Annotated in this window: 15 protein-coding genes; 7 read left to right on the top strand and 8 right to left on the bottom strand. The window is 42.2% G+C overall.

Annotated features, from left to right (window positions below; all coding sequences use genetic code 11):
* Window positions 1-93: 93 nt before the first annotated feature.
* The 6 genes from sixA to yegD all read left to right on the top strand — a co-directional run bounded on the left by sixA (window position 94) and on the right by yegD (window position 7,037).
* Window positions 94-561 (top strand): phosphohistidine phosphatase SixA, encoded by a 468-nt coding sequence (gene sixA / locus N473_RS08550; RefSeq protein ID WP_063367548.1) that lies wholly within the window; start codon window positions 94-96, stop codon window positions 559-561.
* 689 nt (window positions 562-1,250) lie between these two features.
* Window positions 1,251-3,539, top strand: coding sequence for a TonB-dependent receptor (locus tag N473_RS08545; protein WP_063367547.1), 2,289 nt, complete (start codon window positions 1,251-1,253; stop codon window positions 3,537-3,539).
* Between the two features lie 135 nt (window positions 3,540-3,674).
* Window positions 3,675-3,974: a hypothetical protein gene (locus N473_RS08540; RefSeq protein ID WP_039611567.1), complete on the top strand. Its 300-nt coding sequence runs from the start codon at window positions 3,675-3,677 to the stop codon at window positions 3,972-3,974.
* A gap of 19 nt (window positions 3,975-3,993) precedes the next feature.
* On the top strand, window positions 3,994-4,647 hold the full coding sequence (locus N473_RS08535; RefSeq protein ID WP_063367546.1) for an HAD family hydrolase: 654 nt from the start codon (window positions 3,994-3,996) through the stop codon (window positions 4,645-4,647).
* Between the two features lie 113 nt (window positions 4,648-4,760).
* On the top strand, window positions 4,761-5,603 hold the full coding sequence (locus tag N473_RS08530) for a DNA ligase (RefSeq protein WP_063367545.1): 843 nt from the start codon (window positions 4,761-4,763) through the stop codon (window positions 5,601-5,603).
* Between the two features lie 72 nt (window positions 5,604-5,675).
* A complete protein-coding gene (gene yegD, locus N473_RS08525; protein ID WP_063367544.1) occupies window positions 5,676-7,037 on the top strand; it encodes a molecular chaperone in 1,362 nt (453 codons plus the stop codon).
* Here yegD and N473_RS08520 read toward each other — a convergent pair.
* The 3 genes from N473_RS08520 to N473_RS08510 form a co-directional block, all read right to left on the bottom strand.
* Window positions 7,034-7,492, bottom strand: coding sequence for a methylglyoxal synthase (locus N473_RS08520; protein ID WP_063367543.1), 459 nt, complete (start codon window positions 7,490-7,492; stop codon window positions 7,034-7,036). The two genes, yegD and N473_RS08520, sit on opposite strands and share 4 nt — an antisense overlap.
* Window positions 7,493-7,500: 8 nt before the next feature.
* A complete protein-coding gene (locus tag N473_RS08515) occupies window positions 7,501-8,139 on the bottom strand; it encodes a LysE family translocator (RefSeq protein ID WP_063367542.1) in 639 nt (212 codons plus the stop codon).
* 250 nt (window positions 8,140-8,389) lie between these two features.
* The gene (locus N473_RS08510; RefSeq protein ID WP_063367541.1) at window positions 8,390-9,568 is read right to left on the bottom strand and encodes a multidrug effflux MFS transporter; all 1,179 of its coding nucleotides are present in this window, start codon (window positions 9,566-9,568) and stop codon (window positions 8,390-8,392) included.
* 276 nt (window positions 9,569-9,844) lie between these two features.
* Here N473_RS08510 and N473_RS08505 point away from each other — a divergent pair, with 276 nt between their 5' ends.
* Window positions 9,845-10,312, top strand: coding sequence for a hotdog fold domain-containing protein (locus N473_RS08505; RefSeq protein ID WP_063367540.1), 468 nt, complete (start codon window positions 9,845-9,847; stop codon window positions 10,310-10,312).
* Here N473_RS08505 and N473_RS08500 read toward each other — a convergent pair.
* The 5 genes from N473_RS08500 to N473_RS08480 all read right to left on the bottom strand — a co-directional run bounded on the left by N473_RS08500 (window position 10,309) and on the right by N473_RS08480 (window position 16,284).
* Window positions 10,309-10,695 (bottom strand): bactofilin family protein, encoded by a 387-nt coding sequence (locus N473_RS08500; RefSeq protein WP_063367539.1) that lies wholly within the window; start codon window positions 10,693-10,695, stop codon window positions 10,309-10,311. The two genes, N473_RS08505 and N473_RS08500, sit on opposite strands and share 4 nt — an antisense overlap.
* Entirely contained in the window at window positions 10,685-11,800 is a 1,116-nt protein-coding gene (locus N473_RS08495) for a M23 family metallopeptidase (RefSeq protein ID WP_063367538.1), read from the bottom strand. Before N473_RS08495 ends, N473_RS08500 begins: the two co-directional genes overlap by 11 nt.
* A 122-nt stretch (window positions 11,801-11,922) precedes the next feature.
* On the bottom strand, window positions 11,923-13,236 hold the full coding sequence (gene fahA / locus N473_RS08490; RefSeq protein WP_063367537.1) for a fumarylacetoacetase: 1,314 nt from the start codon (window positions 13,234-13,236) through the stop codon (window positions 11,923-11,925).
* Between the two features lie 133 nt (window positions 13,237-13,369).
* Complete coding sequence (gene hppD / locus N473_RS08485; protein WP_063367536.1) at window positions 13,370-14,416, bottom strand: 4-hydroxyphenylpyruvate dioxygenase; 1,047 nt, start codon at window positions 14,414-14,416, stop codon at window positions 13,370-13,372.
* A gap of 431 nt (window positions 14,417-14,847) precedes the next feature.
* Window positions 14,848-16,284: a peptide MFS transporter gene (locus N473_RS08480; protein ID WP_063367535.1), complete on the bottom strand. Its 1,437-nt coding sequence runs from the start codon at window positions 16,282-16,284 to the stop codon at window positions 14,848-14,850.
* Window positions 16,285-16,427: the final 143 nt, after the last annotated feature.

Below are 16,427 nucleotides of genomic sequence, written 5' to 3'. Positions count from 1 at the left end.
TTACCAGTTCTAAGTATTTTGTTTTAATATAGCGGACATGCAACTAGGTTTACTACTGAATAGAGATAAAAAACCAATACTTTTCGGAGAGCTATGAAAACAATATTGATAATGCGTCATGGTGAAGCCGGTCCAATGCAGGCAGATGATGCAGCTCGTTTGTTGACTGAGCGAGGAAAAACGCAAGCGATCGAAATGGGTAAATGGTTATTTCAGTCTTATCAGCCAAGTGCCATACTTGTTAGCCCTTATGCTCGGGCACAACAAACAGCTGAAGCGGTTAAGCAAAGTAACAACTTTGTATTTGCAGAAACCTGTAACGATGTGATCCCCAGTGGCAGCGCATCTTTTGCTGTTGATTATCTCGAAACGCTGATCAGTATGCATGATGAAATAGATAATTGGCTAATTGTGGCTCATATGCCGATTGTGAGTTATATGGTTGATCAGCTTGTGCCAGGTGAAATGCCAATTTTTCCAACGGCAGGCGTTGCGGTTATCGAATACTGTCCGAAAACACATAAGTCTAGTTACAAAGGGCTTCATTCGCCCATTAGCTGATATCAATTCGTCTGCAATGGAAAAAAGCACCTTGTGAGGTGCATTCGGCTTTGTATTTAAGCAGACAGCGTCACCCCACGTTTTATTTTCATAATTCAAAAAAATTAATCTTCATCGTCTTTGAACTTTTGGTCGTACGTGTGTTCTTACTGTGTACTTATCGTAATGTAAGAGCAGAGGTCTAATGTCCTCTCATCTCAATTCACAGTTCGATAAGATAACAAAGCTTTCATGACACCGGTTACCATTTTGGGCGATGGTAACTTGTGTAAACTTATTTTATTTCAGTTTTATTAAGCAGAGACTAAATCGTCTCTTTTTTGCTTTATCAATGAAATATTGATCTTTTGTATACTAATTGGGTAAAAAATATTTTCTGAAACACAGTATTGAACAGTTTATAAGGACAAATGTCCGCTTTTTGTAGCTAAAAGTTGTTAAATTTGACCTAACGTCGTCGAACGTTGTAAAAATGTGTGTAATTTATGTGTTTATTTGAAGCATTTTAAAAATATGCTGCTATAATTACGCCCGTCGCGTTCAGCCTCGTTTCGTCGTTTTGCACTCTCGAGATCGAGGTCCGCGTTGTTTGTCATCAACGCGCAAAATTGAACGCCATAGCCAATGTGATACGGCGCCCAAATATACCGTTGAACTCAAAGAGTGCATTAATAAGGTCAAAAACCAACATGAAAGCAATGAAAAGATCTACGTTAGCAACTTTAATCAATGCAACGTTGTTCTCTGCTGTGGCAGGTACTTCATTCACTACGCTAGCTGAAGAAGAGCAAGCAAAAAGCAATCAACTGGAAGTGATTCAAATCACCGCACGTAAACGTGTTGAAAACGCACAAGAAGTGCCGGTTTCAGTGTCTGCCTTACAAGGTGATAATTTAGACGCCTATAGTTCTGCTGGTATGGATATCCGCTTTATGAACGCTAAGATCCCGAGCTTATCGGTTGAATCTTCGTTTGGACGTACATTCCCGCGCTTTTATGTCCGCGGTCTTGGTAACACCGATTTCGATCTGAATGCATCTCAGCCAGTATCACTTGTGGTTGACGAAGTTGTTCAAGAAAACCCTATCTTAAAAGGTTTCCCTGTTTTTGATATTGAGCGTATCGAAGTATTACGTGGCCCTCAGGGCACTTTATTTGGTCGTAACACGCCAGCAGGTCTTGTTAAATTTGATTCTGTAAAACCAAGCCAAGAATTTGATGGCTACGCGTCAGTATCATATGGTAGCCGTGAGTCTGTTGACTTCGAAGGCGCTGTAAGTACAGGTTTAACTGACAAAATTTCTACACGTGTATCTGTCTTATGGCAAGAGCAGCCAGATTATATCGATGTGCGCTCTCCAGAAGGGGTGACAAATGAGTTTGCTAAAGACGACTCATTAGGCGGTTACAGCGAAAAGGCAGCGCGTATTCAATTTTTATACGAAGGTGATGATTTTACAGGTTTGTTAAACTACCACGTTCGTGACCTTGATGGTCGTCCAATTCCTTTCCGTGCGAACTTAATCGAGCAAGGTTCAAATAACATCAACCCTGTTTATGATAATGATGTTGTTTACCATGATGCTTCATCTCGCGCAACACAGCAAGTTGAAACGCAAGGCCTGAGTTTAAAATTAGAGTGGGATCTTGCTGAGCACACTGTGACGTCAATCACAGCATGGGAAAGCGCTGAGATATACTCTCGTGCAGATGTAGATGGTGGTTATGGTGCTGCCTTCCTTCCAGTGCAGGGACCTGGTGTGATTTTCTTCCCATCTGAAACTGCTGATGCATTACCTGAACACGATCAATACACACAAGAACTGCGTTTATCAAGCAACTATTCTGGTGATTTTAATTACCAAGTTGGTGTGTTCTTATTTGATGAAGAAATGACCATTGAAAGTTATAGCTTTGATACATTAGCATTCGACGCAGCAGCTGGAAACTTCGGCTTGCAAAACGGTTATGCAGTTCAAAACCAAGAGACATCTGCGTGGGCTGTGTTTGGTTCTTTTGATTACACGGTGTCTGATAAATTAGATGTCACTTTAGGTCTTCGCTACTCTGATGACGAGAAAGAGTTCCGTGCGGAACGAACGAAGAGCCCTGTAGGTGCTGCTGATTCTATCGTAGGCACTGCTAATCCAAGTGATAGTCATGTAAGCTGGGACTTAAGTGCAACGTATAAGTTAACTGACGACGTTAACTTATTCGGTCGTTTGGCTAATGGTTTCCGTGCGCCAAGTGTTCAGGGTCGTATCCTATTTGGTGATGACGTAACAGTCGCTGAGTCAGAAACAACTAACTCGATTGAGTTTGGTGTTAAATCAGATGTGCTAGACGGTCAGGGACGTGTAAATGGTACCGTGTTCTACTACCAAATGAATGACCAACAATTGACAGCTGTAGGTGGTGGTGCAAACTTCAACCGTCTAGTTAACGCTGATAAAACAACTGGTTATGGTTTTGAATTAGACACTGAATGGGTGCTAACTGATGAACTAAATGCAACCTTTAACTTGAGCTATAATAAAACAGAGATCGATGATCCAAATCTAGCTATTCAAGGTTGTGCACAGTGTACTATCACAAATACAAAGAATGCAGCCGGTTTGTATCAGTTAGATGGTAATAGCCTGCCACATGCACCAGAGTGGATTGCAAATGCAACGCTTCGTTACACTAAAGAGCTAGAAGGCGGCGACTTCTTCGTATACGCAGATACTTCTTACCGTAGCAAAATCAACTTCTTCTTATATGAATCAGTTGAATTTGAAGGCAAAGCCTTATTTGAAACAGGCGTAAGAGCGGGTTATGCATGGGCGTCTGGTGACAACGAATACGAAACTTCTGTATTTGTACGCAACTTGTTTGATGAGCAAGTTGTTATCGGTGGTGTAGATTTCAATAACAACACTGGTATGTTAAATGAAGAGCGCTTCATTGGTGCTGAGTTCAAGGTTCGCTTCTTTTAATTATTAGTTGAAGTGAATAGATAACTTTTTAAACCCGTGTTATTGGATAAATAACACGGGTTTTTTATTTCTTTAATGCAACTGTCTGAATTAGCTGATACAGTCGCATCGTAGTTTAAGTAAGAGGAGTCAAACATGTCTGGATTTTGGAACTATCGCGTGATTTTTTGTGAAGGTAAAGATAGTGAGTCACCGCTATACCAAATTCATGAAGTTGAATACAATATCAATGGTAAGGTGACTAATTGGTCAGAGACAGGTGCCGCTCCTTTTGGTCATACAATTGAAGAATTGCAAGCGGATGCTGATAGGTTAAAGTCTGCTTTTGAAAAGCCAGTATTAAAAGTTGTTCGCAAACAACGTGGTTATGAATTAGTAGAATTAGATACAGGCGAAGAAGCGTATGCAGAACCACCAACTGCATTAAAAGGTTAATTAAAAATAAGGAGTGTTTATGGGTTTACAGGCAATATTATTCGATTTTGATGGTACGTTGGTAGACTCAGAGACGCTCCATTACGCCAGTTGGTGTAAGGTGTTGGCACCCTATGATATCTTGATTAGCGAAGCTGAATTTTGTGATGAATTCTCAGGTGTGCCAACTGTCAAAACTGGTCATATTTTGCAGCAGCGCTATAATCTTTCTCAGTCAGGGACTGAACTCGCGAAGCTAAAAAACCTTCAATTTATTGAGACCGCGGCCAGTCATAAGCCTAAGCTGATGCCACATGCTATCGATGTCCTTTCTCTTTGTTCTCAGCATTACAAATTGGCATTGGTCACTGGCAGCACACGAGATGAAGCTCTGCCCGTGCTAACATATTATGGTTTATTAGAGTTTTTTGAGTGCATTGTCTGTAAAGATGATGTGACTGATCCTAAACCGCATCCTGAACCCTATTGTTTGGCAATGGCTAAACTTAATATTAGTGCACAAGATGCCATTGCAGTTGAAGATTCACAAACAGGACTCACATCTGCCGCCTCAGCAGGGCTAAAAACAGTGGTGATCTCACATTTACACTCAGTAGGGCAAGACTTTTCAAAAGCAGCGTGGCAATGTGAAAGCTTGGCGGCAATGTGGCAGGACATAGTAAAACCAAGCTAAACTGTACAAGTTCATTAAAGATGCTACTTTAAATAAGAGCCATTAAAACACGAATAAGAGGTTTTAATCGTGATGGCTTTTATTGTTTGTTTTTATCTGCAAAGGAAAGTAGCATGAAACACGTCTTTTTTTGGCTGTTTACAGTCATTGTTTTTTTCGCCAGCCTGTCTTCTTTTTCAAATTCTGCACCAGATGTTCAACTTGCCAAAGTATATGATCAACAAAAGCCAGTGAGCGCATACTTGGTCAGTGAAAAGTACGATGGCGTGCGTGCAATCTGGGATGGGAAGCAGCTTAAAACCCGCACTGGACGTATTATTCATGCCCCGAAATGGTTTATTGCTGTACTACCTAATCGTTGGTTAGATGGAGAGTTATGGGCAGGGTATAACAATTTTGCGTTTGTCAGTAGTTTAGTGCGCAGGAAAGTGCCAGATCATAACAATTGGCAACAGGTCCATTACCTTATTTTTGATGCCCCAGATCCGATGCTGACATTTGAGCAACGTTTTCAAAAATACCAAGGTATTGTCAACGGTTTACACAGCATTCATATTAAGCCTATCCCACAGCATCATTTTAAAACCAAAGCGCAATTAGACGACTTTTATAATCAGGTTCTACTAAGAGGTGGGGAAGGGGTGATGTTACATGAAAAACAAGCAACCCATCAGGCTGGCAGAACAGCACAGATACTGAAATATAAGCCGAAGTTTGATGCGGAAGCTATCGTGATGGCGCATTTACCTGGAAAAGGTAAGTATCAAGGTATGATGGGCGCGATTACGGTAAAAACGATGGAAGGAGTAACGTTTAATATTGGCACCGGTTTTACAGATGAACTGCGTAAGTCTCCTCCACCCATTGGCAGTACAATTACGTTTCAGTATCAAGGCCTTACTCGATATGGAAAACCGAGATTTGCTAGTTTCTTAAGGATCCGTAGGTCGTTATAAGGGCGATTTTCTTTCAAATCTTAATGAGCTATGGTAAATTTCGTCCTTTTTTGTAGTGAATGTGAGGTAAGAATGGTCGTTGGATTTGATTATGGTAGCTCAAATTGTGCGATGGGTGTGATGCGTTCAGGGGTTGTGCAGCTGGTGCCTTTGGAAAACTCAAAACATTACCTTCCTTCAACGCTATATGCGCTTCATAATTCATTGATCTCTGATTATGTTGCAAAAGGCATTCAACAGAGTGCGCAATCAGAATACAGAGCGCAGAGAAATGGCATCTTGAAAAGTGCACAATTTGCTCGTAGCGACCTGGATTTGATGCCTCAAGAAAGTGGTGTATTTGTTGGCCAAGAAGCGATTGAAGAATACATTTCTATGCCAGAAGAGGGGTATTTCGTTAAATCTCCAAAATCTTTTTTTGGTGCGATTGGACTTAAGCCTGAACAAATCGCGTTTTTTGAAGATATTGCAACGACCATGATTATGGAGCTTAAAGCACGCGCTGAACGTCACTTGGGGGTATCGCTCACCCATACCGTGATCGGTCGACCGGTCAACTTCCAGGCTGTAGGTGGAGAGCAGAGTAATCAACAGGCGCTGTCTATTTTGACCACAGCGGCAAAACGAGCTGGCTTTACGGATGTCGAGTTTTTATATGAGCCATTGGCTGCAGGTATCGACTTTGAGTCAGATCTACAACAGGACCAAAAAGTGCTTGTTGTAGATATTGGTGGCGGAACAAGCGATTGCTCATTTGTGCAAATGGGGCCAAGTTATAGAGAATGTGCTGATCGTAGTACACACTTTTTGGCGCACACGGGTAAGCGTATTGGTGGAAATGATTTAGATATTGCACTGGCTTTTCATAAATTAATGCCAGTATGTGGTCTAGGTGGACAGTTTAAATCGGGGCTTCCGCTGCCTAAGCAGGCGTTTTGGCAAGCATGTAAAATCAATGACATCCAATTACAGAGTGAGTTTTATAGTGCTGGATTTAGCCGAGAGTTGAAGGCGATGCTGCGTGATGTCTGCGAACCAGATAAGCTAAAGCGCTTACAAGTGATCCAAGAAAACAAGATGACTCATCAGTTTGTTAGGCAAGCGGAACTTGCGAAAATAGCACTGAGTGAAGTCAGCTCTCACCAAGTCGATTTATCATTTATCGAGCAGGCCCTGCAGCAAGATATCGATCTTATGCAGTTAACAGACTCCATTGATACGAGTTTGCAGCAAGTGGTTTCACTTGCTGAGCAAGCGATTTTGGATGCGGGTACTCGGCCAGATATCATTTATCTTACAGGGGGGAGTGCGCAATCACCTTTGCTGAAAAATGCATTACAAGCGGCATTGGGAGATATTCCTATGTTGAATGGTGACAACTTTGGTAGCGTCACCGCAGGGCTTACTAAGTGGGCTGAGCGCATTTATCGCTAGCGACTTCTGGTAGCAATATAATCTGAGTAGTCAGGCTGAGCTCTTGGCAATTCTTCATTCATAAAAGTTGAAGTCAGCAGCATATCTGCGCTGGCTTCATTGCATGCCACTGGGATATTCCATACGGCGGCCAGCCGTAATAACGCTTTTACATCAGGGTCGTGAGGCTGAGATGAAAGGGGATCCCAAAAGAATATCAGCATGTCAATTTGCTGCTCAGCGATTTTTGCGCCAATTTGTTGATCTCCACCCATAGGTCCACTGAGGAGTGGTGACACTGTCAATCCTGTTTTAGATTTAATAAGTGCACCGGTTGTTCCTGTGGCACTTAATATATGCTGTTGTAGTGTCGTTGTGTGTGCTTGACACCACGTTACCATTGCTGCTTTTTTACCGTCATGAGCAACTAGCGCGATGTGTTTTTTAGCAGGTATGTTTACCTTTGTAAATTTCATATCTTTCCTTACAGTAGGAGGTTCACAGCTAATGCGATAAAGATGGCTGCTGACATTCTATCTATCCAAATAGGCGCATTGGGGTGCGTGCGAAAATACCCAGCAATCTTATCTCCACCATACACATACACACAGTCTACAGGGAAAGCCAATATCGGGTAGAGCAGACCAAATAATGCCAACTGAACGGTTGTAGAAGTATCTAAACTAGTATCGACAAATTGCGGAATAAAGGCGATAAAAAAGAGTGCGACCTTCGGGTTGAGTACTTCGGTCATCATGGCTTGAAAAGTTACATTCTTATTTGATTTACTTGCTGTGCTATCTTCACTTTCAGTTTGATCTTCATTTGTTTTGGACATGGTGGCTTTGAATGTCATGACCCCTAGGTAGGCCAAATATGCAGCACCGAGATACTGGACTGCAGTGTATGCTGTTTCGGACGCTTTTAAAATAGCAGATAGACCTATTACGGCAAAAATAGTGTGTACCACTCCACCGAGTGCAAAGCCAAGTGCGCTTTGCATACCAGCCGTTTTACCATGAGTAAAGGTTTGCGCCATCAAGAATGCATTTGAAGGCCCTGGAGCCACGGCTATGATGAAGCTTGCAAATAGGAATGAAATTAAAAATTCAGGATTTAGCATAGTAGATTAAATGTAATACAGTTAGAGGCTAGTTTAATCACTCGGAAAAAGATTGAAACTGTTTTATTGCAATTTTTAAAAACTATGCGGGTTATCAAACCCGCATAACAAGGTTGGGGGATATTGATTCGATATAAATAAATGCTAAAAAGAAGTACTATGCCTTCCAAACAACAGCCTGTGTAGCTATTAGAAACAGTTTACCTTTCTCATATGACAGATTTACGACGGAATAGAAAAAAATGTCATGTTAATTGACACTGTGTAAAGCCTGTCTATATTTCGAAAATAGCAGTAGTAAGAAAGGCAACCCTAAACATAGGTGTAACGTTAATTGTAAGGGGGCAATGAGCCCAAGTGGCTGTGTTAAGACGGCGAGCAGTCCAGCGCCACTCATCTGCATAAGACCTATCAATGCTGAAGCTGTACCTGCCTGTTTTGGAAACTCAGCCAGTGCGTTTCCAGCTGCGGCACCAATGGTAAACGCAAATCCGATAGAGGCGATATACATTGGTAACATATAATTGGCGGCGCCCGTATGTGGTAGGGCGGCTGTGATGATGCCCGCACCACAAAATAATGTTAAGCCAAATTGTAATGCACGGCGGCTGTTGCGTTTAATAAATTGAGGTGCAACAAAACTGGACACGATACTAATGAATGCATTGAGTGCAAACCAGAAAGTAAAATCCGCCATAGGTAGATTTAAGTGAGACATTATCCAGCCTGGGGCACCAACCACAAAGACGAGCATGGCAGACATACACACCATAGTGATAGACGCATTAAACATGAACTTCGGATTACTTATCATAGGCCCAAACCGGCGTAAATCTAAGATGTGCCCTTGGTAAATGGAGTCTTCTGGTTTTGTCTCTTTAAAGAAAAAAAACAGTAGGATAAGCCCAACTACTCCAAAAACAAACAAAAATGCGAAGTTACTACGCCAGCCGAGCTCGGTAGTGAGCCACGCACCTAAAATAGGTGCTAGTGCTGGGATAAAACAGACAATACCATTTAGATAAGTGATCATTTGCCCACTGCCTTTGTTACCAAAGCTATCACGTACAATGGCAAAAGCACTGACAAAAGTAGCGCATGCGCCAAGTCCTTGCAGTACTCGAGCAAACATTACTGACTCCCATGACTCTGCAATGGTTGCCAGTGCGGCACCGATCATAAACAGGCTTACCCCTGAAAGTGCGATTGGCTTTCGCCCATATTTATCTGCGAGTGGTCCTGCGATTAATTGTCCAAGACCTACGGCAAGCATATAAATACTGACAGTCTGCTGGATTTTGGCTTCGCTCACTGCTAAGGCGTTTTGCATATCGACAAAGGCGGGTAAGTACAAATCAATGCCGAGCGGGCAAAATATTACCAAAAGGGCTAGGATGAAAATAAGTGATTTACTGGTGTGCTGTTGCATGCTGTCTCCTTTTCGACGCTATTGTATTGTGCGGTGGGAAAAAAGACAGGACAAATCGCCGTAATACGATAATATTTTATTAATCGAAAGAGTTTTGTAAGAATTATGCATGATCATTACTCTTTTAAGTTAAGTATTTGCCTGTTTAGGTTGAGGCTTGTTTTGCGTGCTCGCTTAACATGAAACAACCGTGTTCAATCTCGTCGTTGTGTTAATTAATAACGCTAGTGTTAACTGGTCTGATGTGTTAGGTTTGATAAAAAAACAGGATAACTTATGGCAAGTTCACTTTTAAAAACCTATAAAAAATTTAGCTGGTTACCTTTTGGTAATTGGCTATTCAGCAAAGCTGTATGTAAAAGAGCGCCTTACTTTTCGACCATTAAACCTAAAATTACCCATTTAAGTAGTGGCCGAATTTGTGCCCATATGCCAAATCGCAAAGCGGTTCATAACCATATAGGGACCGTGCACGCAATTGCACAATGTAACTTAGCTGAGTTATGCGCTGGGGTAGTTACTGACGCGACAGTCCCTGTGCAAACACATCGATGGATCCCGAAAGGGATGACAGTGCAATACCTTAAAAAGGCAGACAGTGATTTGCGAGCTGAAGCGGTGATCTCATTACCGCATCAATGGCAAGATAAAGAGGATTTGATAGTGCCAGTTGAACTGTTTAATGCTGAGGGCGTGAAAGTGTTTCACGCCGATGTGACAATGTATATAACAGCAAGAAACTAAGCCTGTTCTTGTTTTTCAATAGGGGTGACATTTGAAAGGTCTGTTTTGTGTGTGAGCTGACCTTCAATATGCGCCCCAGCTTCGATGCTTAAGGTATCGTGAATGATATCGCCATGTACTTTAGCTGAAGGCTCTAAACGGACCTGTTGTGCAGTGATACAGCCGTTGACAGTGCCTTTCACATGAACTTGTGTGGCTTTAATATTACCCTCAATGGTCCCTTGCTCACCAATTACTAAGTGTTCGACGTCGAGGTTACCAGAAACAATGCCATCAATTTGAATTTCACCTTCGCAGTGAATGTCACCAGTGACTTTGGTGTTCGGAGAGATCATAGCGACGTAGAGCGCTGAGGATTTATTATTTTTTAATTTATTGAACACGTTCGAGTACTCTTGCAAGTTTAACAGGGTTAATATGCTTTTTATCCTGTAATACTTCGTAGTGCAAGTGTGTACTGGTGCTTCTTCCTGTGCTGCCCATCAATGCAATTACGTCAGATTGCTTAACTTGTTGGCCTTTTTTTACCTTAATAGTATGCAAATGCCCGTAACGTGTCGTGATCCCGTTGGCATGTTGAATTTCAATAAATTTGCCATAACCACCATATTTTCCGGCTCTGATAACCGTACCATCTGCAGGTGCGATGATTTCTGTTTTGTGCCACCCAGCTAAATCGACGCCTTTGTGGTAGGCGCGGCGACCGTTAATTGGATCTTTTCGATAGCCAAATGCACTAGAAATATAATATTTGTTTTCTTTCACCGGCATACTTGCTGGTAGTTTTTGTACTAAGCGCTCTAGTTGGTTTAATTGCACAGAACTGTCAATTGCGTTGAGGTACGTTTGAGGCAGTTTATCACTTTGAACCTGGTGATAAGGGCCACCTTGCGCTTCATTTGAGGTGTTTGCATTGATGCCAGCTTCTTGCATACCCGCAAGTAAAACTTGATTTCTGCGTGCGATCAAATTGTGCAATTGGTTAAGGAGTTGGCTTTGTGCGTCGTTTAGTTCTGTCGCATGATGATGAAAAGAGTCAGTATGTTCTTCGTGCAGCTTTAATGATTCGGTTTTCACTTCGCTATTTCCATGCGATTCTGATGGGGGAGGGGCTGTGTCACTCACCTCACCTTCAGTCAGCGTATTGGGGAGCGAAGCCATAAGCTCGTTTAGTACTGCATGCTGTGCATCGAGCTGTGCTATGCGTGTTTGCTGTTGGGCAAGTTGCGCTTCAAGTGCGGCCTGCTTACTGAGAAAAGCAGCTTCTTTACTTGAAACTTCATCTGACAGTACAAGTAAATGCGTTTTTTGTGTGAAATATTGTGAGGTTGTAAAGCCAAGCCATGCCAAAGTTGTGATTAGGCATACTATAATCGTGATTTGCACCCAAGCTGGTATAGCCAATAGGCTTACTTCGCCATTTTGACGCAGCATGACTTGTTTGGGTTGGAATAGCTTTAAAACTAGGCTTTTGATAACGCTTAACATAACACTTTAAAAATTAGATAACGACTAACTCTAACAATTTTTATACAAAAATCCAGTATAAAAGCATAAAAAAAAGGCGTGTTTATGCACGCCTTTGATTTGAATGAAATTATTTTATTCAATTATTTTGCAGGAAGCACAGTGCCTTCTACTGAACCGAAGCCGATGCGGTTGAAGCCGTCAGCTTCACACCAGCCGCGCATAATAACCTTGTCACCGTCTTCAAGGAATTTACGCTCTTCGCCGTTGCTTAAAGTAATCGATTCTTTACCGCCGCGAGACAGTTCAAGTAATGAACCTGCTTCTTCATGCTCTGGACCTGACTGTGTGCCTGAACCTAGCATATCACCTGGTAAGAAGTTACAACCGTTGACCGTGTGGTGCGTAACCATTTGTGCAACTGTCCAATAGCTGTGCTTGAAGCTTGACTCAGAAACCTTGCTTGGTGCTGCATTTTCGCTGCGCATCTTATCTGTTTCGATAAGTACGTCCATTTGAATATCAAATGAACCAGTCTCACGGTTCTGTGCAGACTCTAGGTAGCTCATTGGTTGTGGGTCGTTTTCGTCACGGTGCCACGCAGTGCGGTATGGAGCCAACGCTTCTGTTGTCACAACCCACGGTGAGACTGTTGATGCAAAGTTCTTCGCAAGGAATGGACCTAAAGGTTGGTATTCCCATGCTTGTAGGTCACGTGCTGACCAGTCATTAAATAGACAGAAACCGAATACGTGGTCTTCTGCATCTTCAATTGCAATCGCATCACCTAGTTCATTGCCTTTACCAAGGTAAATACCTAGCTCTAGTTCGTAGTCTAGACGTTTACAAGGGCCAAATGATGGTGCTTCTGCATCTGGTGCTTTAGTTTGACCTTTAGGGCGCGGGAAAGTCTGGCCTGATACATCAATTGATGAAGCACGGCCATGGTAGCCGATTGGTACCCACTTGTAGTTAGGTAGAAGAGGGTTATCTGGGCGGAACAAGCTACCTACTGCAGTTGCGTGATAGATTGATGTGTAGAAATCAGTGTAGTCACCGATGTGACACGGAAGTGCATATTCAACGTCATCTTGTGCTACAAGTGCGCTCTCAAGGGCACTTTGGTGCTCAGAGCCTTCTCGTAATGCACGAGAAAGTGCTAAACGTAAGCCTGACCAATGTGCTTTACCAAGACCCATGAATTCGTTTAGTGCTTGTGCATTTGCTGCTTCAACCGCCTCTTGCGCTACACCGTCGAAGATGTTTGCAGCTGCAACAACTGCTAAATCTAGTACTTGATCACCAATGGCTACGCCGCCACGGAATTCTTCATTGCTGCCTTTGCGACGAAATGACGCAAACGGTAAGTTTTGAATTGGGAAATCGTTACCTGCTTGGTTTGCACTTGCAACCCAGCTTTTTAAATTAATATCGTGTGTTTCATTGATAAAAGACATGGTCTTTCCTTTTTTCTACAAGCTGCATATGACTATGCATTTTTATTTGTGCTTTTGCCAGAATATGGCCAAGTTTAAATAGCAAAAGCAGCTTAGAAAAGCTGCTTTTTAATTTGTCTTTACTGGTGGATAATTAAATCACACCACGACGCTCTTGGTCACGTTCAATTGACTCAAATAGAGCCTGGAAGTTACCTTCACCAAAGCCACCGTCATCAACACGTTGGATCATCTCGATGAAGATAGGACCGAACAGGTTTTTGGTAAAGATTTGAAGTAGGTAGCAGTTTTCGCTCTGGCTATCTACTAGGATCTGGTGCTCTTTGATCTTCTGCTTATCTTCAGCAACCCAAGGAACACGGTCGAAAATTGTATCGTAGTAGTGATCAACGATATCTAAAGTCGCGATGTTTGTTTTGTCTAGCTTATCTAGAGAGCCAACAAGGTCGTTTGTTAAGAATGCAAGGTGCTGTACGCCCGGACCATTGTACTCGTCTAGGTACTCATCGATCTGGTTGTTGTTGTCATCTTTACCTTCATTGATTGGAATCGAGAAAGTACCACAAGGTGACTTAAGTGCATAAGAAAGTAGCGCAGTCTTCTGACCTTTGATGTCGAAATAACGTACTTCTTCAAAGCCAAATACGCCTTTATAGAAGTTTGCCCATGTTTCCATTGTGCCTTTGTAAACATTGTTAGTTAGGTGGTCAATGCGAATGAAACCTTTGTCTTCAACAATGTTTTGCTCTTCTAGATCTTCAAAATCATTTTCAAAGATAGAGCCTTTATCACCGAATACATCGATGAAATAAATAAGGCTGTCACCGATACCGTAAATAGCAGGGTATGGTAGGTCTTTGTTGGCAGAATCAGTGGCTGGTTTTGCACCACGCTCTACAGCAATGTCAAACGCTTTTTGTGCGTCTTCTACACGCCAGCCCATTGAACAAATAGCAGGACCGTGTGACTTGGCAAACTCGGCAGAGAAACCGTCACGCTCGTTGTTTAGAAGGAAATGGATCTCGTTCTGATTGTAATGAACGATGTCTTTACCTTTAAACTTTTTAAGTTTAGAGAAACCAAAATCAGCAAAGATTTTGTCCATGTAATCTGCGTCTGGGGTTGCGTATTCAGTAAATTCGATACCTACAAGGCCAAGAGGATTATTTACTTCACTCATTGTCATTCTCCTGCATTAAGCACTGGATTGCTTGTTGTAATTTATGCAGTGGATAATTAATCAAAATGACCTAAAGTGAAAGGTTTCAACATCAATTCACTCATGGCTGTTTTGTAAATTTGATTGCACATTTGGTGCCGTATTAAGACAAAATGAAAACAGACAATTTTTTTAGATTGAAAAGCTGTAATTAAACTGAAAACTAGGTTGTTAATTAGCACGTTTTAGAAAGAAGTTTAATTTTAAGGTTGTGATTTTATTATATTTATTGGTTTTTCATGTGATTGTTCAAGATGTCTACAGTGATACGCGTGATGTGAACCAAATAGGCAATTAAGTAGTAAGGTGTAAATTAAAGTTTACAGTTTTAGGTTGGAACATGAAAAATCCACACTCAGAAGTGCGGATTTTTCATGAATTTTATTTACGGGTTATTGTCTCTCACCAGTCACTTCGAGCTCTTTTTCTAGGTAATGTGCTTGTGTATGTGGCTCATTGTCGCCTTCTGCACCATGCATCCAATCAACTAGTTTGTTACTAAGTAAATACATGGCCAGCGCAGAAAGAAGCGCTGTTGCACCTAAGCCAATAAAGATCCCCATAGCGTTGCCCATCGCTTCTTGGCCTTCACCAATAAACGAACCGACAAAGCCTGCGATTTTGTTTGCGACTGCTGTACATAGGAACCAAATACCCATAAGCAGTGATGCAAGGCGCAGTGGTGCAAGTTTGCTCACCATGGATAGACCTATTGGAGACAAACATAATTCACCCAGAGTATGAAATAGGTAGAAAAGGACTAGCCACATCATGCTGATTTGTAGTGTGTCACCAGGTGCTGCGCCTTCGGTCATTAAAGCGAACATCATGGTTAGGAAGCCAAGCGCTAAAAACACCAAGCCGATGGCAAACTTAACTGGCGAGTTTGGCTCACGTTTGTCCAGTTTTAACCAAATCATGGCAACAATGGGTGCAAAGATGATGATGAAAATGGAGTTTAAAGATTGGAACCAAGACGCTGGGATTTCAAAGCCCATCAGCATGCGGTCTGTATAATCATTTGCGAATAAGTTCATAAGGCCACCGGCTTGTTCAAAGCCCATCCAGAAGATAATACTGAATACAGACATTGTAAAAATGACGCGAATACGGTCTTTTTCAATTTTAGTTAGTGGCTCTTTGGTGCCCGATTCTGATTGTTGCTGTGATAGTTTCGCTGATGGAATAACACCAATATCGCCTAAGTATTTCTTGCTCAGTAACATTTGCATAATTACGGAGATCACCATGCCGATACCTGCCGCCACAAAACCAGCTTGCCAGTTGATTTCAGAAGCGACATAGCCGGCAACGAGCGGGCCTAGTGCACCACCTAAGTTAATGCCCATGTAGAAGATGGTAAATGCGCCATCACGACGCTTGTCACCTTCTTCATATAAATCGCCCACCATGGTAGAGATATTTGGCTTGAATAAACCGTTACCGATACACAGTAGTGTTAGACCAATATAGAAGACATTTTCTTCTTGGCCTGCAACCACACTGTGTGGGATCCCCATGATAAAATGGCCCGCAGCCATTAAAATACCGCCAATGATGATGGCTTTGCGTTGTCCTAGTACGTTATCTGCTAGCCAGCCACCAAACAGCGGGGTCAAGTATACGGCCATGGTAAAAGTACCGTATAAGCTTAGTGCGTCGGCATTGGTCCAGCCGAAACCGCCATTTTGTACCTGAGCTACTAGATAAAGTACTAAAATTGCACGCATCCCGTAGTAGCCAAATCGCTCCCACATTTCCGTGCCGAATAGTAAGAATAGGCCTTTAGGGTGGCCTAAAAACTCACCTCGATTAGGTATTGAATTCATATTTATTACTTCCAGATTTATCACATGTGTGTTGTTTGGCCTTTATAGTAGCGGCAAACTATTTACCCATTTGAGTGTTCGTTTGGACGCGGTTTTTAATGGGAGGCCAGTTCCCAAAAGCTCTACACGCGAAGTCAGTGTTG

Source organism: Pseudoalteromonas luteoviolacea CPMOR-1 (assembly GCF_001625685.1).
Taxonomy (GTDB): Bacteria; Pseudomonadota; Gammaproteobacteria; order Enterobacterales; family Alteromonadaceae; genus Pseudoalteromonas; species Pseudoalteromonas luteoviolacea_K.
This window is presented reverse-complemented; position numbering and strand designations above follow the sequence as displayed.

What these genes read in the sequence shown, in the direction of transcription:
- sixA (WP_063367548.1), top strand. Translation starts at nt 94, where the DNA reads ATGAAAACAATATTGATAATGCGTCATGGTGAAGCCGGTCCAATGCAG.
- N473_RS08545 (WP_063367547.1), top strand. Translation starts at nt 1,251, where the DNA reads ATGAAAGCAATGAAAAGATCTACGTTAGCAACTTTAATCAATGCAACG.
- N473_RS08540 (WP_039611567.1), top strand. Translation starts at nt 3,675, where the DNA reads ATGTCTGGATTTTGGAACTATCGCGTGATTTTTTGTGAAGGTAAAGAT.
- N473_RS08535 (WP_063367546.1), top strand. Translation starts at nt 3,994, where the DNA reads ATGGGTTTACAGGCAATATTATTCGATTTTGATGGTACGTTGGTAGAC.
- N473_RS08530 (WP_063367545.1), top strand. Translation starts at nt 4,761, where the DNA reads ATGAAACACGTCTTTTTTTGGCTGTTTACAGTCATTGTTTTTTTCGCC.
- yegD (WP_063367544.1), top strand. Translation starts at nt 5,676, where the DNA reads ATGGTCGTTGGATTTGATTATGGTAGCTCAAATTGTGCGATGGGTGTG.
- N473_RS08520 (WP_063367543.1), bottom strand. Translation starts at nt 7,492, where the DNA reads ATGAAATTTACAAAGGTAAACATACCTGCTAAAAAACACATCGCGCTA.
- N473_RS08515 (WP_063367542.1), bottom strand. Translation starts at nt 8,139, where the DNA reads ATGCTAAATCCTGAATTTTTAATTTCATTCCTATTTGCAAGCTTCATC.
- N473_RS08510 (WP_063367541.1), bottom strand. Translation starts at nt 9,568, where the DNA reads ATGCAACAGCACACCAGTAAATCACTTATTTTCATCCTAGCCCTTTTG.
- N473_RS08505 (WP_063367540.1), top strand. Translation starts at nt 9,845, where the DNA reads ATGGCAAGTTCACTTTTAAAAACCTATAAAAAATTTAGCTGGTTACCT.
- N473_RS08495 (WP_063367538.1), bottom strand. Translation starts at nt 11,800, where the DNA reads ATGTTAAGCGTTATCAAAAGCCTAGTTTTAAAGCTATTCCAACCCAAA.
- fahA (WP_063367537.1), bottom strand. Translation starts at nt 13,236, where the DNA reads ATGTCTTTTATCAATGAAACACACGATATTAATTTAAAAAGCTGGGTT.
- hppD (WP_063367536.1), bottom strand. Translation starts at nt 14,416, where the DNA reads ATGAGTGAAGTAAATAATCCTCTTGGCCTTGTAGGTATCGAATTTACT.
- N473_RS08480 (WP_063367535.1), bottom strand. Translation starts at nt 16,284, where the DNA reads ATGAATTCAATACCTAATCGAGGTGAGTTTTTAGGCCACCCTAAAGGC.